This is a genomic window from Cellulosimicrobium sp. NPDC030954, from assembly GCF_055571305.1.
Window position 1 is genome coordinate 96,622 of record NZ_JBVIFN010000004.1, and the last position, 20,876, is coordinate 117,497.

The following is a 20,876-nucleotide window of genomic DNA, read 5'->3' on the forward strand; positions in this document are numbered from 1 at the left end:
GTCGGGTCAGGCGGGCCGGTCCGGGACGTCGCCGACGCGGACGATGTCCGTCCGCGCCACGGCCCGGTCGCGCACGGCTCCCAGCGCGACGCGCGCGGGGTCGGCCAGGTACGCGGCCAGCGCGTCGTCCCCCGGCATCTCGATGACCTGCACCTCGGTCGGCAGCGACGGGTCCTGACCGGGCAGCGTGCGCATGCGCGACAGCACGCGCCCGCCGTGCGCGGGCACGAGCGCGAGGACGTCGTCCTCGTACTCGCTCAGCAGGTCGGCGCTGCCCTCCGTGGGCCACAGCAACACGCACAGGGTGATCGGCACGACCGAACGGTACGCCGTGGTGCCCCGCGCCGCGCTCAGCCCTCCGCGAGACGCGCCGGGAAGCCGCCCGTCGCGACCGGGCCCCAGCGCGTGATCGTCAGGCGCACGAGCGACTTGCCCTGCGTCACCATGGCCTCGCGGTACTCGTCCCAGTCCGGGTGCTCGCCGCTGACGGAGCGGTAGTAGTCGACGAGCGGCTCGACCGACTCGGGCAGGTCGATCACCTCGGCCTCGCCGTCGACCTGTACCCACGGGTCCGAGAAGCGTTCGCCCAGCGAGAGCAGCGACGCGCGCGGGTCGCGACGCACGTTGGCCGCCTTGGCGCGCTCCGGGTACGTCGACACGACGACCCGGCCCGCGTCGTCGACCCCGTACGTGACCGGACTGAGCTGAGGCCGCCCGTCGGCGCGCGTCGTGACGAGGACGCCGTCGTGCCGGGACCGCAGGAACTGCTCGAGCTCGTCGCGCTCGACGCGCCGGTTCGTCGCGATGGTGCGTGCCACGATCACCCCTCCTCGTGCGGGCGGCGGGCCGGTCGGCGCACGCCGGTGCCGCCGGCCCGGACGCGCGACACGGTCGGCGCGCGGGTGGAGCGGCGGCACCGCCACGGTATCCGGTCGAGCACCGCGCCCGCCCGCACTAGACTCGTGCGGACGCGCGCCCGCCCCCGGGAGCGCCACCCCCACCGCCCACCTGGAAGGAATCCTCCGTGCTGCGCACCCGAACGGCCGGCTCACTGCGGGCCGAGCACACCGGTCAGACCGTCACCCTCACGGGCTGGGTCGACCGTCGGCGCGATCACGGAGGCGTGGCCTTCATCGACCTGCGGGACGCGTCCGGCATCGCCCAGGTCGTCATCCGCGACGAGGCCGTCGCGCACCCGCTGCGCAACGAGTTCGTCCTCCAGGTCACCGGCGAGGTCTCGCGCCGGCCCGACGGCAACGAGAACGCGGCCCTGCCCACGGGCGAGATCGAGGTCGTCGCGAGCGACGTCGTCGTGCTCAACACGTCCGAGGCGCTGCCGTTCCAGGTCTCCACGGCCCTCGCGGACACCGAGACGATCGGCGAGGAGGCGCGCCTCAAGCACCGCTACCTCGACCTGCGCCGCCCCGCCCCCGCGCACGCGCTGCGCCTGCGCGCCAAGGTCAACCAGGCCGCGCGCCGCGTGCTCGACGCGGAGGAGTTCGTCGAGATCGAGACGCCGACGCTCACGCGCTCGACTCCCGAGGGCGCGCGCGACTTCCTCGTGCCGGCACGCCTCGCGCCCGGCTCCTGGTATGCGCTGCCGCAGTCGCCGCAGCTCTTCAAGCAGCTCCTCATGGTCGCGGGCATGGAGCGCTACTACCAGATCGCGCGCTGCTACCGCGACGAGGACTTCCGCGCCGACCGGCAGCCCGAGTTCACGCAGCTCGACGTCGAGATGAGCTTCGTCGAGCAGGACGACGTCATCGCGCTCGCCGAGAAGATCCTCGTCGCGCTGTGGGAGCTCATCGGGTACACGATCCCGACCCCGATCCCGCGCATGACGTTCCACGACGCCATGCGCCTCTACGGGTCGGACAAGCCGGACCTGCGCTTCGGCAACCCGCTCGTCGAGCTGACGGACTACTTCAAGGACACGCCGTTCCGCGTGTTCCAGGCGGAGTACGTCGGCGCGGTCGTCATGGCGGGCGGGGCGTCGCAGCCGCGCCGCCAGTTCGACGCGTGGCAGGAGTGGGCCAAGCAGCGCGGTGCCCGCGGGCTCGCGTACGTCACGTTCCAGGAGGACGGGACGCTCGCCGGCCCGGTCGCCAAGAACCTGTCCGACGCCGAGCGCGAGGGCCTGCGCGACGTGACCGGCGCGCAGCCGGGCGACGCCGTGTTCTTCGCCGCGGGCAAGACGTCGGACTCGCGCGCGCTGCTCGGCGCCGCGCGCCAGGAGATCGCGAAGCGCACGGGTCAGATCGACGAGGACGCGTGGGCGTTCGTCTGGGTCGTCGACGCGCCGCTCTTCAAGCCGACCGGCGAGGACGACGACGTCGATCTCGGCAACTCTGCCTGGACCGCCGTGCACCACGCGTTCACGTCGCCCACGCCCGACTGGGTCGACACGTTCGAGCAGAACCCGGGCGAGGCGCTCGCGTACGCGTACGACATCGTCTGCAACGGGAACGAGATCGGCGGCGGCTCGATCCGTATCCACCGCCGCGACGTGCAGGAGCGCGTGTTCGAGGTCATGGGCATCGGGCCGGAGGAGGCGCAGGAGAAGTTCGGCTTCCTCCTCGACGCGTTCAAGTTCGGCGCGCCCCCGCACGGCGGGATCGCGTTCGGCTGGGACCGCATCGTCGCGCTGCTGACGAAGTCGGACTCGATCCGCGACGTCATCGCGTTCCCGAAGTCGGGCGGCGGGTTCGACCCGCTGACGCAGGCGCCCGCGCCGATCACGCCCGAGCAGCGCAAGGAGGCGGGCGTCGACGCGAAGCCCGCCGCACCGAAGAGCGACGCGGGAGAGCCGACGCCGGAGGCATGACGACCCGCACCGCGCGCGAGGGCGCGCCGACCCGCGACGACCGGGTCGGCGCGCCCTCGCGCGTCGTACCGAGCCTGGGGCGCTGGGCGGACCACCCGGTCGTCCGTGCGGAGCGGGACGGCTGGGACGTCCTCGACGCCGTGGAGCGCGACGACGCGCTCGTCGTGCGACGCGTGTTCGACGCGGGGTCCGCCGCGCTGTGGGGCCTCGGCACGCCGACGGGGGTCGCGCACCTCCTCCTCGACCGGCCGGACCTGGCCGCCGGGGTGGTGCGGTCGTCGCTCCCGCGCGGGACGACGACGGCCGCGGCCGCCCTCGGCGGTCGCACCGGTCGTGCGGTCCCCGACCACCTGCGCACGGAGCCCGTCTCGCGCTGGGACTGGTTCACCGCGACGGCCGACCCGCTCGTCCAGCCGGGGGAGCAGCGGGTGGTGGCGCTCGACGGGGAGGAGGGCCGGTCTCGCGTGCGCGCCGCGCTCGACGTGGCGAACCCCTCGGCGGAGCTCGACCCGTCCGAGCCCGGGACCCGCTGGTGGGGCTGGCGGGACGAGACGGGGACGGTCCGCAGCGTCGCGGGTGCGCGGCGCCCGGGGCCGGGCATCCCGTGGGCGCTCGGCGGGGTCGCCACGGAACCCACGGCGCGTGGCCGGGGTGCGGCCCGAGCCGTCGTGGCGGTCACGACGCGGGCGTGCCGGCGGGACGAGGGGATCGTCGTGCTCGGCATGTACGCCGACAACGACGCCGCCCGCCGCGTCTACGCCGCGCTCGGGTTCGTCGTGACGCAGGAGTTCGAGTCGCGCCGCTGACGGCGTCGTCTGCCCGTGCCGTCCGCGCGGACGCTCAGTGCGTGATCGCGAGCCTGCGGTGCACCCAGCGCAGGGGGCGTGGCGCCCACCAGTTGAACCGGCCGAGCAGCGTCATCGTCGCGGGCACGAGGAGGAGGCGGACGATCGTCGCGTCGATGAGCACCGCGACGGCGAGCGCGAACCCGACCTCCTTGATGACGAGGAGGTCGCCGAAGACGAAGCCCGCGAAGACGACGATGATGATCGCCGCCGCGGACGTGATGATCCGCCCGGAGCGCTGGAGCCCGAGGCGCACCGCCTCGTCGTTGGGGTGGCCCGCGTCGTAGAGCTCCTTGACGCGCGCGAGCAGGAACACCTCGTAGTCCATCGCGAGGCCGAACGCGAACGCGACGACCAGCGCGACCACGTAGGTCTCGATCCCGCCGACCGAGGAGAAGTCGAGCAGGCCCTCCAGGTGCCCGTCCTGGAACACCCAGACGAGCACGCCGAGCGACGCGGCGAGCGACAGCGCGTTCGTGAGCAGCGCCTTGACCGGCACGACGACGGATCCCGTCATGAGGAACAGCAGCACGAGCGTCGCGCCCACGACGATCCCGACGGCCCACCACACGCGCTCGCCGAGCGCGTCGAGGAAGTCGACCTGCCCGGCGGCCTGCCCGGTGACCCACACCTCGAACCCCGGGTCGGTGGCACGGACCTCCCGCACGACCGACACCGCCTCGGGGCCGCCGGCGTCGTCCGCGTCGACGTGCACGCCCACGACGGCGTAGTCGCCGAGCGGGGCTGCCGGGTCGACGCTCGCGACGCCGTCGAGCCCCGCGACCTCGTCGGCCCACGCCTGGGCGTCCTCGACGCTCGCGTCGACCACGGCCACGACCTGGGCGCTCTCGCTCGACGGGTACTGCGCGGCGAGCTCGTCGACGAACTCCCGCTGCGGGGACCCCTGGGGCAGCAGCTCGATGCCCGAGTTGCGCATGTGCAGGCCGAGCACGGGCAGCGCGAGGACGACGAGCACGACGACCGTCGTCAGCAGCACCCACACCGGGTGGCGCTGCACGCGCGCGGCGAGACGGGAGAACGCGCCCTCGTCGGACTGCACGTCCGCGGTCCGGGCGAGCACGCGGCGCAGGCCGGGGATCCGGCCGAGGATCCCCGGCTTCGCGAGGCGGCGGCCGGAGAACGCGAGGAGCGCGGGGACGAGCGTGAGCGCCGTCGCCACCGCGACGAGGACGACGCCGAGGCCGCCCGCGCCGACCGACCGCAGGATGTCCGGGCGGAACACCATGAGCCCGGCGATCGAGATCGCGACCGTGAGCGCCGAGAACGCGACCGTGCGGCCCGCCGTCTCCATCGTCCGGATCAGCGCCGCGTGGACCACGCCGTCCCCGCGACGTCGGCGCAGGGACGGGTCGTCGCCGGCGGCGACCAGCCGGTGCAGCTCCTCCCGGAACCGAGAGACGACGAGCAGCCCGTAGTCGATCGAGAGCCCGAGTCCGAGCAGGGTGACGACGTTGACCACGGACGCGTCGACGTCGAGCACGTACGTGAGGCCGAGCAGCACGCCCAGGCCCGTCCCGATGGACGCGACGGCCCCCGCCATCGGCATCGCGGCGGCGAGGAAACCGCCGAAGACGAGCACCATGATGAGCAGCGCGACCGGCAGCGCGACCTTCTCGCCCGTCGTCAGGTCCTCCTCGACCTGCCCCGTGATGGCGTCGACGATGAGCGCGTTCGAGCCCACGAGGCCCGTCGCGTCCCCGGCCGCGTCCGGAGCCGCCTCCGCGAGGACGCCAGGCACCGCCTCGAGCTGCTCGACGACGCGCTCGGCCACGGCGTCCGTCCGCTCCGCGCCGATGTCGGTGCGCAGCGTCACCACGGTGAGGAACCCGTCCCCGTCGTTCGCGACCAGCGACTGGGCTGCCGGGTCCTCGACCCCGCCGGGGATCACGTACGGATTGATGACCGTGTCCACGCCCTCGACCGCCACGAGGTCCGCGTTCACCTCGGTCATCGCCTCCACGACCTGCGCGTCCCCCGGGTCGACCTCGCTCACCAGCAGCGTGATCTCCGGACCGCCCTCGTCGTTCTCGGCGAGGATCTCGGTCGCGCGCTCGCTGTCCGAGCCGGGGATGGAGGGCGCCCCCGTGGTCACCCGGTCGAACACGCTCTCCCCGTGCACGCCGAACAGCGCGAGAGCGAACCCGAGCCCGGTGAGGACGACCCACACGACGACCGTGAGGCGGGGATGGCGGGCGACACGACGACCGAGGCTCGAGAACACGAGCGCCAGCATCCCATCCGTCCGCGCCGCGTGTCAGATCCCTCGCGGCGCCGTGGACGACGTTCACCCGACCTCCCCACGCCGGCGGCGTCCGGGCGCGTGGGCGGCGGTGCGTAGGCTCGGGGCATGTCCACCGGTGATCTGTTCGGCGGCGACCTCTTCGGCGCCGCCACCTCCGGCGCGCAGGGCACGCCGCGACCCGGACCGGGGGCCCCGCTCGCCGTGCGCATGCGTCCCGCCGCCCTCGACGAGGTCGCGGGCCAGGCGCACCTGCTCGTCCCCGGCTCGCCCCTGCGGCGCCTCATCGAGTCGGACGCGTCCGGCGGCCGGGCCGCGCCCGGCTCCGTCATCCTCTGGGGCCCGCCCGGCACGGGCAAGACGACGCTCGCCTACCTCATCGCGACCGCGTCCGGTCGCCGCTTCGTCGAGCTCTCCGCCGTCACCGCGGGCGTGAAGGACGTGCGCACCGTCGTCGAGGACGCCCGCCGCCGCCTCGCGACCGGCGGCGAGGAGACCGTCCTGTTCATCGACGAGGTGCACCGCTTCTCCAAGTCCCAGCAGGACGCCCTCCTGCCGAGCGTCGAGAACCGCTGGGTCACGCTCGTCGCGGCGACCACCGAGAACCCGAGCTTCTCCGTGAACTCGCCTCTGCTCTCCCGCTCGCTCCTGCTCACGCTCCAGCCCCTCGGGGACGACGACGTCCGCGCCCTCGTGCGCCGCGCCGTCGCCGACGACCGGGGGCTGGGCGGCCTCGTCGCGCTCACCGACGAGGCAGAGGACCACCTCGTGCGCCTCGCGGGCGGCGACGCGCGCAAGGCGCTCACCGTGCTCGAGGCGGCGGCCGGCGCCGCGCTCTCCGACGCCCCGGTCCCCGCCCCCGTGGCGGCCTCCGAGGACGCGACGACCGACGAGGACGGCGAGCCCGGCCCGGCGGACGGCTCGCCGGTGAGGGTGGACCTCGACGCCGTCGAGCGCGCCGTGGACGTCGCGGCCGTGCGCTACGACCGCGACGGCGACCAGCACTACGACGTCGTCTCCGCGTTCATCAAGTCGATGCGCGGCTCCGACGTCGACGCTTCGCTGCACTACCTCGCCCGCATGATCGCGGCGGGGGAGGACCCGCGCTTCATCGCCCGGCGCATCGTCATCGCCGCCGCGGAGGACGTCGGCATGGCCGACCCGTCCGCGCTCCAGACCGCCGTCGCCGCGGCCCAGGCCGTCCAGCTCATCGGCATGCCCGAGGGACGGATCGTCCTCGCGGAGGCCGTGGTGCACCTCGCGACCGCGCCCAAGTCCAACGCCGCCTACCTCGGCATCGACGCGGCGCTCGCGGACGTCCGTGCCGGGAGGGCCGGGTCCGTCCCGTCGCACCTGCGCGACGCGCACTACCCGGGTGCCAAGCAGCTCGGCCACGGCACCGGGTACCGGTACGCGCACGACGCGCCCCACGGCGTCGCGCCGCAGCAGTACCTGCCCGACACCCTTGTCGGATCCCGGTACTACACGCCGACCGACCGCGGCTACGAGCGCCAGGTCACGGACCGGCTCGGCCGCATCCGCGAGATCCTGGCTCGTGACGATGCTGACCCCGCCCGGACCGCGAGATAGCGATTCCCGGCCCAGATAGCGACCACCGACCTTGTCCGAGGCGGCATGAGGTCGGGGATCGCTATCTCGCGCTGCGCGGTTGCCCGACGACCGTTGTCGGTCGACCACAGGAGCGTCCCCACGGGTCGTCGTCCACAGGTGGCGGCAGTGCGGGGTGCCGTCGCTCGGCCGTCAGCGCTGAGATGGCTGCCATGCCGACGACACGTCCACCGTCCCGTCCAGGGAGCCCGATCCCGCGCCCGCGCAGCCTTCCCGCCGTCGTGCGCTCGACGCCCGAGCGCGAGGACGAGATCCGTGCGGCGCGGCGGCGCGGAGAGCTCCTCCGCCTGCGTCGCGGGGTGTACGTCGCGTCCGCTCCGCACGCAGAGGGCCCTGCGAGCGTGGCGCTCGAGCGTGAACGACAGCACCTCACCCATCTTGCCGCCGTGCTCGAGTCGCTCACCACCGACCTGTGGGTGAGTCACACGAGCGCCGCGCTGCTGTGGGGTTGCTGGACGTACGGGCTCCGACCCGAGGCGGAGATCACTCAGCTGCGGCCGCCCGACGTCCGGGCGTCGGCCGGGCCCGTGCGTCGTCACTGGACGGTGCTGCCCACGCGTGACCGCACGACACTCGCCGGTGTGCCCGTGACGACGCTCGAGCGCACGGTCGTCGACTGCGCGCTCACCCTGCCGGGCGAGCAGGCCGTGGTCGTCGCGGACTCGGCGTCGCGCATCGGGATCGACCGCTCGCTCGTCCGGCGGATCCTCGCGGAGTCGGTGGGCAAGAGGGGTGTGCGCTCGGCGCGCAGGGTGCTGGCGATCGCCGACGGCGCCGTGGAGTCTCCGGGGGAGTCCCGCCTACGCTGGGTTCTGGGTGAAGCGGGACTGCCTCCGTTGTCGGCCGCGATCGCGGTCTCGACGTGGGTGGGTCAGCGGTGGGTCGACCTCGGTTGGCAGGATCTCAAGGTCGGGCTCGAGTTCGACGGACGTCTCAAGTATCGGGGCGCGCCCGACGAGGTCGAGAGCGCTCTGTACGAGGAGAAACGGCGCCACGACGCGCTGGTCGAGGCGGGCTGGATCCTCCTCCGGGTCTCCTGGGAGGACCTCGACGACCCGGACCGGCTCATCGCGCGCGTCCTCACTGCCCGAGGACGGGCCTCCGCGAGATAGCGACGCCCGGCACGACCAGGGCCAGAATGATGGTCGAGCGTCGCTATCTCGGCGGGGGATCGCTATCTCGCGGGTGCGGTAGACTTCTCAGGTTGCCTTCACGGCGACCACCTGGGACCTCGGCCCCGACCCGCCCTCTCCCTCGGAGAGATGCGTGGTCCATCGGCTGGTCCCGCACCCGGACCCGATCTCTCGGGACCAGGTGTGACGTCAGTACCCACACGACAGGAATGAGATACCGCTGTGACGTCTGTCAAGCGCTCGCGCCGCCAGGTCCGCCTGAGCCGCGCCCTGGGCATCGCCCTCACCCCGAAGGCCGTCAAGCACTTCGAGAAGCGCCCGTACCCCCCGGGTGAGCACGGCCGCGCCCGCCGCCGCACCGAGTCGGACTACGCGGTCCGTCTCCGCGAGAAGCAGCGTCTGCGCGCCCAGTACATGCTCCGCGAGAAGCAGCTCGCGCGTGCGTACGAGGAGGCCCGCAAGGACAAGGGTCTGACCGGTGAGGCGCTCGTCGAGAACCTCGAGACCCGCCTCGACGCGCTCGTGCTGCGCGCCGGCTTCGCCCGCACCATCCTGCAGGCGCGCCAGGCGGTCACGCACCGCCACATCCTCGTCGACGGCAAGATCGTGGACCGCCCGTCGTTCCGCGTGAAGCCCGGCCAGACCCTCCAGGTCAAGCCGAAGAGCCAGGCGACGACGCCGTTCCAGGTCGCGGCCGCAGGCGCGCACCGCGACGTCCTCCCGGCCGTCCCGGGCTACCTGGACGTCCAGCTCGAGAAGCTGAGCGCGATCCTCACGCGTCGCCCGAAGCGCGCCGAGGTCCCCGTGCAGTGCGAGGTCCAGCTCGTCGTCGAGTACTACGCTCGCTGACCCTCGCTCCGGACGCCTCGCTCACCGCTTCGTCGGCGAGCGAGGCGTTCGTGCGTCCGGGCCGGTCCCGCCGGCCCTCGTGGTGAGACCGTCGGGGCCGTCGTGCCGTGCCCGACGGCGGTCCCCGCCCTGGTGCGGGTAGTGTTTCGCGAAGTCGTGGGCACGTCCGTGAGGACTCCCGCGGCGCCGTGGACCGTCCCGCGCGACGTCCGCGCACAAGGCACCGTGACTGGCACTGGAGGAAGAATGTCCCTGGGAGACGTGGCCGGCCTCATCGCAGCCATCGCGTTCGTGCTGCTCGTCGGCCTGCTCGCGGTGCCGCTCCTCAAGCTCGGTCGCGTGCTCGACGAGGCGCGCGCGAGCATCAAGGAGGTCACGGACCACTCCGTCCCGATCCTCGACGAGGCCGCGACGACGGTCGCAACGACCAACAGCCAGCTCGTCAAGGTCGACACGATCACGACGTCGGCCGCCCAGGTGAGCGAGAACGTCTCCGCCCTCACGGGACTGTACGCCGCGACGTTCGGCGCCCCGCTGGTGAAGGTCGCCGCGTTCACCTACGGCGTGCGCCAGGCGGCCGCCCGCTCGTTCGGTCGGCGCCGTTCGTCGGACGGCGCCGGACGTGCCGAGGGGTCGCGCTGATGCGCCGCGTCTTCTGGGTCGGCGTCGGGGTCGCGATCACGGTCGTGGTCGTCGTCCGCGGCAAGAAGATCCTCGCGCGCTACGCGCCGGCGTCGCTCGTGGACCAGGCGACGGAGCAGGTCAACGGGCTGGGCGAGAAGGTCGTCGGGATCGCCCGCGACTTCCGCGCGGAGTTCACGCTCGCGCGCGACGCGCGCGAGCAGGAGCTCATGGCTGCGCTCCTCGCGGAGGGCCAGGAGGACCCCGACGTCGTCCGAGCGCGCCGCGCGGCCGGCCGCCACACGCGCCCGGCCGCGGGAGACCCCAGCCCCTTCGACGACACCGACGACGTCGAGGACCTCCTCGGCTACTCGTTCTAGGACGCGCGGCCTGGCGCCGCGACCACAGCAAGCACCCCGCACGACCACCGACCGCACCCGAAGGACATCATGCGCACCGCCGAGATCCGCAAGCGCTGGCTCGACTACTTCGCCGACCGCGACCACACCGTCGTGCCCTCGGCGTCGCTCGTCTCCCCGGACCCGTCCACGCTGTTCACCATCGCGGGCATGGTCCCGTTCATCCCGTACATGACGGGCGAGCAGACCCCGCCCTGGGACCGTGCGACGAGCGTCCAGAAGTGCGTGCGCACGCTCGACATCGACGAGGTCGGCAAGACGACCCGTCACGGCACGTTCTTCCAGATGAACGGCAACTTCTCCTTCGGGGACTACTTCAAGGAAGGCGCGATCACCTACGCGTGGGACCTCGTCACGGGTTCGCGCGAGGAGGGCAAGTACGGGTTCGACCCGGAGACCGTCTGGGTGACCGTCTACCACGACGACGACGAGGCACGGCAGCTCTGGAAGCGCATCGCCGGCCTGCCCGACGAGCGCATCCAGGCGCGCGGCAAGAAGGACAACTACTGGTCCACGGGCCAGCCCGGTCCCGCCGGCCCGTGCTCGGAGATCTACATCGACCGCGGCCCGGAGTTCGGCCAGGAGGGTGGCCCCGTCGTCGACGAGGACCGCTACCTCGAGATCTGGAACCTCGTGTTCATGCAGTACGCGATCGACGACGTGAAGTCGAAGGAGGAGTTCCGGATCGTCTCGGAGCTCGCGCGCAAGAACATCGACACGGGCATGGGCCTGGAGCGCGTCGCCTACCTGCTCCAGGGCAAGGACAACCTCTACGAGATCGACGAGGTGTTCCCCGTCATCGCGGCCGCCGAGGCGCTCTCGGGCCGGCGCTACGGCGCGAACCAGGAGGACGACGTGCGCATGCGCGTCGTGGCCGACCACGTCCGTTCGGCGCTCATGATCATGAACGACGGCGTGCGCCCCTCGAACGAGGGCCGCGGCTACGTCCTGCGCCGCCTGCTGCGCCGCTCCGTGCGCGCGATGCGCCTGCTCGGCGTCGAGGACCGCGCGATGCCCGCGCTGCTCCCCGTCAGCCGCGACGCGATGGCGCCGTCGTACCCGGAGGTCGCGACCGACTTCGAGCGCATCTCGAACGTCGCGTACACGGAGGAGGACGCGTTCCGTCGCACCCTCACCTCGGGGACGACGATCCTCGACACGGCCGTCACCAAGGCCAAGGCCGCCGCGGGGACGGGCGGGGTGCCGCTGCTCGGCGGCGACCAGGCGTTCGCCCTGCACGACACGTACGGCTTCCCGATCGACCTCACGCTCGAGATGGCCGCCGAGCAGGGCGTCCAGGTCGACGAGAAGGCGTTCCGCGCCCTCATGACCGAGCAGCGCCAGCGCGCCCGCGCCGACGCGCTCGCCAAGCGTTCGGGCGGGGTCGACACGGCCGCCTACGAGTCGCTCGCGGGCGAGCTCTCCGCCCCCGTCGAGTTCCTCGGGTACACCGAGTCCTCCGCGTCGGTGCGCGTCGCGGGCCTGCTCGTCGACGGCGTGCCCGCGCCCGCCGCGACCGCGCCCGCGGACGTCGAGGTCGTGCTCGACCGCACCCCGTTCTACGCCGAGGCCGGCGGCCAGCTCGCCGACCACGGGACGATCGTGCTCGACGGCGGCGCGACCATCGAGGTGGACGACGTGCAGCGCCCGATCAAGGGCCTGTCGGTGCACCGTGGCCGCCTCGTCGAGGGGACGGCGGCGCTCGGCGACCCCGGCACCGCGACGATCGACCGCGACCGCCGCAAGGCGATCAGCCGCGCACACTCGGCGACGCACATGATCCACAAGGCGCTCCAGGAGTCGCTCGGCAAGGAGTCGACCCAGGCCGGCTCGGAGAACGCGCCGAGCCGCATCCGCTTCGACTTCCGCCGCTCGTCGGCCGTGCCCGCGGGCGCGCTGTCGGAGATCGAGGAGCGGGTCAACACCCAGCTCCAGGAGAACCTCGAGGTCACGGACCAGCTCATGCCGATCACCGAGGCGCGCGCCCTGGGTGCCATGGCGCTGTTCGGCGAGAAGTACGGCGACGTCGTGCGCGTGGTGTCGATCGGCGGTGACTGGTCGCGCGAGCTGTGCGCGGGCACGCACGTGCGCCAGACGGGCCAGCTCGGCCTCGTCACGCTGCTCGGCGAGTCGTCCATCGGCTCGGGCGTGCGTCGCGTCGACGCCCTGGTCGGCGACGGCGCCTACGGGTTCCAGGCCAAGGAGCACGCGCTCGTCGGCCAGCTCACCGGGCTGCTCAACGTGCGGACCGAGGAGCTCCCGGACCGCGTGGGCGCGCTCGTGTCGCGTCTGCGGGACGCGGAGAAGGAGCTCGCGCAGCTCCGGCAGTCCCAGCTCCTCGCGGTGGCGGGCACGCTCGCCGCCGGTGCGGAGCTCGCGGGCGGCACGCGCGTCGTCGCGCACGACGCCGGCGAGGTCGCCTCCGCGGACGACCTCCGTGCGCTGGCGCTCGACGTGCGCGGTCGCCTCGGCGAGTCGGAGCCCGCCGTCGTGGCGGTCGGGGGCGTCGCGAAGGACCGCCCGCAGGTGGTCGTCGTGACCAACGCGTCGGCCCGTGCGACGGGCCTGCGCGCCGGCGTGCTCGCCAAGGCGGCCGCCCAGACCCTGGGTGGTGGTGGCGGCGGCAAGGACGACATGGCCCAGGGCGGCGGCACGGACGTCTCGGCGCTGCCCGCCGCCCTGCAGGGCGTGCGCGACGGCGCTGCGGCGGCCGCGTGACGGCCGTCCCCCCGCTGCCCGCCGACGACGGGCGCGCCCCCGTCCCGCGCGGGGCGCGCCTGGGCGTCGACGTGGGCAGCGTGCGCGTCGGACTCGCGGCGAGCGACCCCGACGGGCTCGTCGCGACCCCGGTCGAGACCCTCGCGCGTGACACGAAGGCCGGAGCCGCGGTCCCGACGGACGTCGCGCGGATCGCGGCCGAGGTCGACGAGCGCGGCGCCCGGGTGGTCTACGTCGGCCTCCCGCGCCACCTCTCCGGGGGAGAGGGTGCCGCCGCCCAGGGGGCGCGGGCGTACGCTGGACTGGTGGCACGCGTCGTCGCGCCGGTGCCGGTGCACCTCGTCGACGAGCGGATGACGACCGTCAGCGCGCACCAGGCGCTGCACGCATCGGGGCGCGCCGGTCGCAAGCACCGGAGCGTCGTCGACCAGGCGGCCGCCGTTATCATTCTGCAATCCGCTCTCGAGGCCGAGCGGGGCGCGGGGGCGCGCGCCGGAGAACCTGTAGACCCGACAGGAGACCACCGACCGTGACCGACCTGTTCGAACGGCCCGCCGTCCAGGGCGAGCAGCAGCCCGCGCGCTCGTCGCGCTCGGAGCAGCGCGCCCGCCGGGCGGCGAAGAAGCGACGCCAGCGCCGGCGTCGCCGCGCGCTCGTCGTCCTGCTCGTCTCCCTCCTCGTGGTGGGCGGCGCGGGGTACCTGCTGCTCGACAACGCCTCCGACCTCTTCGGGTTCGCGAACCCGCTCGAGGCCAAGGACTTCGAGGGCCCGGGCACGGACCCCGTCGACGTCGTCATCGAGCCCGGCTCGACCGGCCGCGACATGGGTGCGGTCCTGACCGAGGCCGGCGTCGTCGCCAGCTCGGCGGCGTTCGCGAAGGCGTTCGAGGAGAACCCGAACGCGGGGAAGATCCAGCCGGGAACCCACACGCTGCTCCTCGGCATGCCGGCCAAGGACGCCGTCGCGCGCCTCGTGGCGAACGACTCGCGGGTCGAGACCAAGATCACGATCCCCGAGGGCTACACGGTCAAGCAGATCCTCGAGAAGGCGTCCTCCGTGACGGACATCCCCGTCGCCGACTTCGAGGCCGCGATGGCCGACACCGCCGCCATGGGCCTGCCAGCGGAGGCGAACGGCAACTACGAGGGCTGGCTCTACCCGACGACGTACGTCCTCGAGCCGGGCGACGTCAACGCGACGGGCATCATCCAGGGCATGGTCAGCCAGACCCTGAGCGAGCTCGCCGACCTCGGCGTCCCGCCGGAGCGCTTCCAGGAGGTGCTCACGATGGCGTCGATCGTCGAGTGGGAGGGCAAGAACGCCGAGCAGCGCGGGATGGTCGCGCGGGTGATCTACAACCGCATCGCGGACGGCATGCCCCTCGGCATGGACGCGATCGACGTCTACGGGCTCGGAAAGCCTCAGAACGAGATCACGACCGAGGAGTTCCAGAACCCCGACCTGCCCTACGCGTCGCGCGTGCACCAGGGCCTGCCGCCGACCCCGATCGGGAGCCCCAGCCGCGAGAGCGTGCAGGCGGTCATGAACGCGCCCGACGGCCCGTGGCTCTGGTACGTGACCGTCAACCTGGACACGGGCGAGACGAAGTTCACCGACACGTACGCCGAGTTCGAGCAGTTCAAGCAGGAGTACCGGCAGTGGCTCGCGGAGAACGGCGGGTGAGCGCCGCGCGCGCTCCGCGACGGGCGGCCGTCCTCGGCCACCCCGTCGCCCACTCGCTGTCGCCGGTGCTGCACCGGACCGCGTACGAGGCGCTCGGCCTGGACGGCTGGTCGTACGAGGCGATCGACACGACCGAGGAGCAGCTCTCGGCGCTGGTCAACGGGCTCGACGCGTCGTGGGCGGGCCTGAGTCTGACCATGCCGCTCAAGCACGCCGTGATCCCGCTGCTCGACCACGTCGACCCGCTCGCGAACGTCGTCGGCGCGGTGAACACGCTCGTCGTGCAGCCCACCGGCGGGCGGCGCCCGACGTTCGTCGGGACGAACACCGACGTGCACGGGCTCGTCGCCGCGCTCCGCGAGGGGCTGGGGGAGCGGGACGCGCGGACCGCCGTCGTGCTCGGCGCGGGCGCGACCGCCGCGTCCACGCTCGCCGCCCTCGCCGAGCTCGGCTGCACCACGCCGACGGTCATGGTGCGCGCGCTCGGGCGCACCGGCACGCTCCAGCGCGCGGCGCACCGCATGGGCGTCGAGCCGCGCTTCGAGATCCTCGACCCGTCGTCGCCCGCGCTCGTCGCCCGACTCGCGCAGGCCGACGCGGTCGTGGCGACCCTGCCGTCGCGCGCGGCCGACCCGGTGGCCGAGGCGCTGGCACAGGCGGCCGCGCCGGTCGCAGGCGTGCTGCTCGACGTCGTCTACGACCCCCGGCCCACGGCGCTCTCGGCGGCCTGGGCCGCGGCGGGAGGCACCGTGGTCGGCGGCGAGCGCATGCTCCTGCACCAGGCGGCCGAGCAGGTGCGGCTCATGACGGGCAGGGTGGCGCCGCTGGAGGCCATGGATCGGGCGCTCACGTCCGCGCTGAGCGTCCCGGCCTGACGCGCGTCCCCGCGTCGCAGGGCCCGCCGGCCCGGCATGAGGCACCGCTCACGCGAGCGCGTACGCCCCGGCCATCGCGCCACCGAGCACGGCGGCGAGGCCCGCGCCGGCGACCATGAAGGGCCCGAACGGGACGGCGGTGTCCCGACGGGCTCGTCGCAGGACGACCAGCCCGAGCGCCCACGCGCCCCCGAGCAGGAACGGCAGGACGAGCCCGGTGACCAGCTCGCCCCAGCCGATCCAGGCGAGCGGCGTGCCGAGCATCCCCGCGAGCTTCACGTCGCCGAAGCCGAGACCCGGCGGGTACGCGATCCGGAGCGCGGCGTAGGCGCCGAAGCCCAGGGCGCCCCCGAGAAGCGCGCGCACGAGGGCGGCGCCGTCCCCGGTCCCGAGCGCGGCGACGGCGAGGAGCAGGACCGACCCGAGCCACGTCGGCAGGAGGACGACGTCGGGCAGCCGGTGCGTGCGCGCGTCGACGACGGCCGCGAGCGTGCCGGCCGCGGCGACGAGCACGAGGGCGGGCGTCGCCCAGGAGGTCGCGGACCACCACGCCGCGCTGGCCGCCGCGAGGACCGCGAGGACGCCCCCGGCCGGCCCGGCCACCCGGAGCTCCCGGCTCAGGGCCGCACCACGGCGCCGGAGCCACGACCGCGCGTCGGCCTCCTCGTGCGCAGCCGCCACCGGAGCGTCGCCGCACGACCGCGTGCCGTCGACCGTCGTCCCGTCCCCCTGCTGGACCATGCGCGGCACCGTAGCGCGCCCGCGCGGGGGCGCGCCGTCGTCGTCCACAGCCCTCCGGTCCGCACTGCGGGCGGCCGCCGGGACGTGCGCGCCGACGTGGGAGGATGGCGATCATGCTGCGTTGGTTGACATCGGGTGAGTCGCACGGTGAGGCGCTGGTCGGGATCCTCGACGGGCTGCCCGCGGGCGTCGAGCTCACGACGGACGACGTGAAGGCCGCGCTCGCGCGTCGTCGCCTCGGGTACGGGCGCGGCTCGCGCCAGAAGTTCGAGCAGGACGTGCTGCGCGTCCTCGGCGGGCTGCGCCACGGCGTGACCCAGGGCGGCCCGCTCGCGCTCGAGATCGCGAACTCGGAGTGGCCCAAGTGGGTCGACGTCATGTCCGCCGACCCCGTGCCGCCCGAGGCTCTCCAGGTCGACGCCGGGACGGGCGACGTGCGCGAGATCGCCCGCAACCGGCCCCTCACGCGCCCGCGCCCCGGCCACGCCGACCTCGTGGGCATGCGCAAGTACGGCTTCGACGACGCCCGCCCCGTGCTGGAGCGCGCGTCGGCGCGCGAGACGGCGACGCGCGTCGCCCTCGGCGCGGCGGCTGCGAAGTTCCTCAAGCAGGCGCTCGGCGTCCGCCTCGTGTCGCACGTCGTGGGCATCGGCCCCGTCGAGGTCCCCGAGGACGCCGCGGTGCCCGGGCCCGACGACGTCGCCGCGCTCGACGCCGACCCGGTGCGCTGCTTCGACGCCGCGACGTCCGCGGCGATGGTCGCCGAGATCGACGAGTGCCAGAAGGCGGGCGACACGCTCGGCGGCGTCGTCGAGGTGCTCGCCTACGGCGTCCCGTCCGGGCTCGGCACCTACGCGCAGAGCGACCGGCGCCTCGACGCCCGTCTCGCCGCGGTGCTCATGGGCATCCAGGCGATCAAGGGCGTCGAGGTCGGCGACGGCTTCCGCACCGCGCGCCGCCGCGGCTCCGCCGCGCACGACGAGATCGAGCGCGGCACCGACGGCCGCATCCACCGCCTGAGCAACCGCGCGGGCGGCGTCGAGGGCGGCATGTCGAACGGCGAGGTCGTGCGCGTGCGCGCCGCGATGAAGCCCATCTCCACCGTGCCGCGCGCGCTCGCGACGGTCGACGTCGTCACGGGCGAGGTCGCCAAGGCCCAGCACCAGCGCTCGGACGTGTGCGCCGTCCCGCCGGCGGCGGTCGTCGCCGAGGCCATGGTCGCGCTCGTGCTCGCCGAGCAGGCGCTCGAGAAGTTCGGCGGCGACTCCGTCGCGGAGGTCCGCCGCAACGCCGAGGCGTACCTCGCGGCGATCCCGGAGCTGCAGCGCTGATGACGCCCGTCCCTCCGGGCACGCGCCCGGTCGTCGTCCTCGTCGGCCCGCCCGGCAGCGGCAAGTCGACGGTGTCGCGCCACCTCGCGGACCTGCTGGGCCTCGCGCAGCGCGACACCGACACCGACGTCGAGACCACGGCGGGCAAGCCCGTCGCCGACATCTTCGTCGACCACGGCGAGCCGCACTTCCGCGAGCTGGAGCGCGAGGCCGTGACGACGGCGCTCGCGACCCACGACGGCGTGCTCGCCCTGGGTGGTGGCGCCGTCCTCGACGAGCACACGCAGACCGCCCTCGCGGCGTACGTCGCGGCGGGCGGCGCCGTGGTGTTCCTCGACGTGAGCCTCGCGCACGCGGCGCCGCGCGTCGGGCTCAACCAGTCGCGCCCGCTCCTGCTGGGCAACCCGCGGGCACGGTGGGCCGCCCTCATGGAGGCGCGGCGTCCCGTCTACGAGCGCGTCGCGACGCTGCACGTCGTCACCGACGCGCGCACGCCCGCGCAGGTCGCCCAGGAGATCCGGGCGCACCTCGCGGGCGGCGGCGACGCGGCGGACCGTGCCGCGGCGCCCGCCCCCGCCGACACCCCGGCCGAACAGGAGAACGCGTGAGCGACACGACCCCCGCCCCGGAGTCCGACCAGAACCCCGCGCCGACGCGCGTGCGGGTCGACGGGCACCAGCCGTACGACGTCGTCGTGGGACGGCACCTGCTCGGCGAGCTGCCCACCATGCTCGGCGACCGGGTGCGCCGCGTGCTCGTGGTCCACCCCGCGGCCCTCGCGGCGACGGCCGAGGTGGTCCACGAGGACCTCAAGGCGTCGGGCTACGAGGCGTACGTCGCGGAGGTCCCGGACGCGGAGGAGGCCAAGACCGCGCAGGTCGCGGCGTTCCTGTGGGGCGTGCTGGGGCAGCTGGACTTCACGCGCACGGACGCGGTCGTCACGGTCGGCGGGGGCGCGACGACCGACCTCGGCGGGTTCGTCGCCGCGACGTGGCTGCGCGGCATCCGCGTGGTGCACGTGCCGACGACGCTGCTCGCGATGGTCGACGCGGCGGTCGGCGGCAAGACGGGCATCAACACCGCCGAGGGCAAGAACCTCGTCGGGTCGTTCCACCCGCCCGCGGGCGTGCTGTGCGACCTCGCGGCGCTCGAGTCGCTCGGGCGCTGGGACTTCGTCGCCGGCATGGCGGAGGTCGTCAAGACGGGCTTCATCGCCGACGAGCGCATCCTCGAGCTCGTCGAGGAGCACGCCGACGCGCTGAGCGCGTGGGGCACGCGCCCGACCACCGACGAGACGTGGGCGGTCGTCGCCGAGCTCGTCGAGCGCTCGATCGCGGTCAAGGCGCGCGTCGTGGGGGAGGACCTCAAGGAGGCCGGCCTGCGCGAGATCCTCAACTACGGGCACACGCTGGGCCACGCGGTCGAGCTCACCGAGCGCTACCAGTGGCGCCACGGCGCCGCCGTCTCCGTCGGCATGGTCTTCGCGGCCGAGCTGTCGCGCCTCGCGGGGAAGCTCGACGACGCGGTCGTCGAGCGCCACCGCGCGATCCTCGGCTCGCTCGGGCTGCCGCTCACGTACCGCGGCGACCGCTGGGAGCAGCTCCTGTCCGCCATGCGCCGCGACAAGAAGTCGCGCGGCGACCTCCTGCGCTTCGTCGTGCTCGACGACGTGGCGCGGCCCACGCGGCTCGAGGGCCCGGACCCGACGCTCCTCGCCGCGGCCTACGCCGAGATCGCGGCCGACGCGCCGGTGGGACGCGGCCCCGTCGCGCTCTGACGTCGCGTCGCCCGCTCGCTCACGCCCACAGGCCGCGCGCGAGGAGCACGTCGCGCAGCAGGTCCGCGCGGTCGGTGACGATCCCGTCGACCCCGAGGTCCAGCAGCCGGTGCATCGTCGCGCGGTCGTTCACGGTCCACGCGTGCACCGCGACGCCCGCCCGGTGAGCGGCGCGGACGAACCCCGAGTCGACGACGCGCACCCAGCCACCGCGCACGGGGACCTGCAGGCAGTCGACCGAGCGCGCCGCGAGGCGGGCGAGCGCGTCCGTGCGCGCCCGCCCGGCGAGGAACATGCCCAGGACGGCGCCCCGCGCCCCCGACACGGTGACGGGGCGCGAGAGCCGCGCCACCGTCGCCTCGCGGCGGGAGGCCGCGAACGACGCGACGCACACGCGGTCGTGCGCGCGCGTGCGCTCGATCGCCCGCGCCACCGGCTCGGCGGCGGCCGCCGACTTCACGTCGACGTTCACCCGCAGGTCCGGCCACGTGCCCAGCACGTCCTCGAGCGACGGCACGGGCTCCGTCCCGCCGATGCGGGCCGCGCGCACGGTGCGCCACGGGAGGTCGGCGACGAGCCCGCGGGCGTCCGTCGTGCGGTCCAGGGACGCGTCGTGGAGCGCGACCGCCACGCCGTCCGACGTCGCGTGGGCGTCCGTCTCGACGTACCGCAGCCCGAGGTCGCGCGCGGCGGCGAAGGCCGCCATGGAGTTCTCCAGGCCCGCGCGCGAGAACCCGCGGTGCGCGAGCGCGACGAAGGGTGCCTCCAGGTAGCCGCCGGCGCGGCCCGCGGCGACGCTCATGCCGCGACCCGCACGACGTGCTCGTCCAACCAGCCGGCGAGAGACCTCAGGTAGCTCGCGCGCGGCCCCTCGGCGGAGAGCGTGAGGTCGTGCACGGCGCCGGGGACGACGAGCTCCGTCACGTCGCGCCCGAGCCGCGGTGCGAGCCGGGCGATCTGGGCGACGTCGAGCACGGTGTCGGTCGTGCCCAGGTCCGGGCCGCTCGGTTCGTCCGTTCCCGAGCGTTCGGCCCGCGCCACGAGCACCGGGCACGCGACCTCCAGGCCACGCGCCACGCGCGCGTGCCCCTGGCGCACCGCCCGCAGCCAGCCCTCCCAGCGGGCGCGGGGGACGGCGACGAGGCTCACCCCGCCAGCGTGCCCGACGGC

20 protein-coding genes are annotated in these 20,876 nt (G+C 74.3%); 14 read left to right on the plus strand and 6 right to left on the minus strand.

The annotated features are described in order from the left end of the window. Window positions 1–6: 6 nt before the first annotated feature. Together ACZ402_RS10215 and ACZ402_RS10220 are read right to left on the minus strand one after the other, a co-directional pair. Window positions 7–315 (minus strand): DUF1330 domain-containing protein, encoded by a 309-nt coding sequence (locus ACZ402_RS10215; RefSeq protein WP_375823573.1) that lies wholly within the window; start codon window positions 313–315, stop codon window positions 7–9. Between the two features lie 35 nt (window positions 316–350). Next, entirely contained in the window at window positions 351–818 is a 468-nt protein-coding gene (locus ACZ402_RS10220) for a PPOX class F420-dependent oxidoreductase (protein WP_375823574.1), read from the minus strand. A 206-nt stretch (window positions 819–1,024) separates the two neighbouring features. Between ACZ402_RS10220 and aspS the strand changes: the two genes are divergently transcribed. Both aspS and ACZ402_RS10230 read left to right on the plus strand, forming a co-directional pair. Continuing rightward, window positions 1,025–2,824 (plus strand): aspartate--tRNA ligase, encoded by a 1,800-nt coding sequence (aspS, locus tag ACZ402_RS10225; RefSeq protein WP_375823575.1) that lies wholly within the window; start codon window positions 1,025–1,027, stop codon window positions 2,822–2,824. Further along, the gene (locus ACZ402_RS10230) at window positions 2,821–3,630 is read left to right on the plus strand and encodes a GNAT family N-acetyltransferase (protein ID WP_375823576.1); all 810 of its coding nucleotides are present in this window, start codon (window positions 2,821–2,823) and stop codon (window positions 3,628–3,630) included. Before aspS ends, ACZ402_RS10230 begins: the two co-directional genes overlap by 4 nt. Window positions 3,631–3,664: 34 nt before the next feature. Here the strand turns inward: ACZ402_RS10230 and ACZ402_RS10235 are convergent, their stop codons facing one another. Next, the gene (locus tag ACZ402_RS10235; RefSeq protein ID WP_375823577.1) at window positions 3,665–5,911 is read right to left on the minus strand and encodes an MMPL family transporter; all 2,247 of its coding nucleotides are present in this window, start codon (window positions 5,909–5,911) and stop codon (window positions 3,665–3,667) included. A 126-nt stretch (window positions 5,912–6,037) separates the two neighbouring features. On the opposite strand from ACZ402_RS10235, the gene ACZ402_RS10240 reads away from it, so the two are divergent. The 9 genes from ACZ402_RS10240 (at window position 6,038) to ACZ402_RS10280 (ending at window position 15,857) form a co-directional block, all read left to right on the plus strand. After that, entirely contained in the window at window positions 6,038–7,519 is a 1,482-nt protein-coding gene (locus ACZ402_RS10240) for a replication-associated recombination protein A (protein ID WP_375823578.1), read from the plus strand. 191 nt (window positions 7,520–7,710) lie between these two features. Beyond that, window positions 7,711–8,670: a hypothetical protein gene (locus ACZ402_RS10245; RefSeq protein ID WP_375823579.1), complete on the plus strand. Its 960-nt coding sequence runs from the start codon at window positions 7,711–7,713 to the stop codon at window positions 8,668–8,670. Window positions 8,671–8,913: 243 nt separating this feature from the next. Then, on the plus strand, window positions 8,914–9,540 hold the full coding sequence (rpsD, locus tag ACZ402_RS10250) for a 30S ribosomal protein S4 (RefSeq protein ID WP_047234514.1): 627 nt from the start codon (window positions 8,914–8,916) through the stop codon (window positions 9,538–9,540). Between the two features lie 246 nt (window positions 9,541–9,786). After that, the gene (locus tag ACZ402_RS10255) at window positions 9,787–10,182 is read left to right on the plus strand and encodes a DUF948 domain-containing protein (RefSeq protein WP_087472004.1); all 396 of its coding nucleotides are present in this window, start codon (window positions 9,787–9,789) and stop codon (window positions 10,180–10,182) included. Beyond that, window positions 10,182–10,541: a hypothetical protein gene (locus ACZ402_RS10260; RefSeq protein ID WP_375823580.1), complete on the plus strand. Its 360-nt coding sequence runs from the start codon at window positions 10,182–10,184 to the stop codon at window positions 10,539–10,541. The genes ACZ402_RS10255 and ACZ402_RS10260 overlap by 1 nt, the downstream gene beginning before the upstream one ends. 69 nt (window positions 10,542–10,610) lie before the next feature. Beyond that, window positions 10,611–13,298: an alanine--tRNA ligase gene (gene alaS, locus ACZ402_RS10265; protein WP_375823581.1), complete on the plus strand. Its 2,688-nt coding sequence runs from the start codon at window positions 10,611–10,613 to the stop codon at window positions 13,296–13,298. Next, window positions 13,295–13,831, plus strand: a complete 537-nt coding sequence (gene ruvX, locus ACZ402_RS10270) for a Holliday junction resolvase RuvX (RefSeq protein WP_375823582.1) — start codon at window positions 13,295–13,297, stop codon at window positions 13,829–13,831. The genes alaS and ruvX overlap by 4 nt, the downstream gene beginning before the upstream one ends. Then, window positions 13,828–14,982 (plus strand): endolytic transglycosylase MltG, encoded by a 1,155-nt coding sequence (gene mltG, locus ACZ402_RS10275; RefSeq protein WP_375823583.1) that lies wholly within the window; start codon window positions 13,828–13,830, stop codon window positions 14,980–14,982. Before ruvX ends, mltG begins: the two co-directional genes overlap by 4 nt. Then, window positions 14,979–15,857 (plus strand): shikimate dehydrogenase, encoded by an 879-nt coding sequence (locus ACZ402_RS10280; RefSeq protein WP_375823584.1) that lies wholly within the window; start codon window positions 14,979–14,981, stop codon window positions 15,855–15,857. The genes mltG and ACZ402_RS10280 overlap by 4 nt, the downstream gene beginning before the upstream one ends. 48 nt (window positions 15,858–15,905) lie before the next feature. Here ACZ402_RS10280 and ACZ402_RS10285 read toward each other — a convergent pair whose 3' ends face one another. After that, window positions 15,906–16,598 (minus strand): prepilin peptidase, encoded by a 693-nt coding sequence (locus ACZ402_RS10285; protein WP_375823585.1) that lies wholly within the window; start codon window positions 16,596–16,598, stop codon window positions 15,906–15,908. Window positions 16,599–16,711: 113 nt separating this feature from the next. Here ACZ402_RS10285 and aroC point away from each other — a divergent pair, with 113 nt between their 5' ends. The 3 genes from aroC to aroB are packed head-to-tail and all read left to right on the plus strand — an operon-like array spanning window position 16,712 to window position 19,706. Next, window positions 16,712–17,929 carry a chorismate synthase gene (gene aroC / locus ACZ402_RS10290; RefSeq protein ID WP_375823586.1) on the plus strand — a complete coding sequence of 406 codons (1,218 nt, stop codon included), beginning with the start codon at window positions 16,712–16,714 and terminating at the stop codon, window positions 17,927–17,929. After that, the gene (locus ACZ402_RS10295) at window positions 17,929–18,537 is read left to right on the plus strand and encodes a shikimate kinase (RefSeq protein ID WP_375823587.1); all 609 of its coding nucleotides are present in this window, start codon (window positions 17,929–17,931) and stop codon (window positions 18,535–18,537) included. Before aroC ends, ACZ402_RS10295 begins: the two co-directional genes overlap by 1 nt. Continuing rightward, window positions 18,534–19,706, plus strand: a complete 1,173-nt coding sequence (gene aroB, locus ACZ402_RS10300; protein WP_375823588.1) for a 3-dehydroquinate synthase — start codon at window positions 18,534–18,536, stop codon at window positions 19,704–19,706. The genes ACZ402_RS10295 and aroB overlap by 4 nt, the downstream gene beginning before the upstream one ends. Window positions 19,707–19,725: 19 nt before the next feature. Here the strand turns inward: aroB and ACZ402_RS10305 are convergent, their stop codons facing one another. Beyond that, window positions 19,726–20,508 carry a glycerophosphodiester phosphodiesterase family protein gene (locus tag ACZ402_RS10305; protein WP_375823589.1) on the minus strand — a complete coding sequence of 261 codons (783 nt, stop codon included), beginning with the start codon at window positions 20,506–20,508 and terminating at the stop codon, window positions 19,726–19,728. Further along, window positions 20,505–20,855, minus strand: coding sequence for an alpha/beta fold hydrolase (locus tag ACZ402_RS10310; protein ID WP_375823590.1), 351 nt, complete (start codon window positions 20,853–20,855; stop codon window positions 20,505–20,507). Before ACZ402_RS10310 ends, ACZ402_RS10305 begins: the two co-directional genes overlap by 4 nt. Window positions 20,856–20,876: the final 21 nt, after the last annotated feature.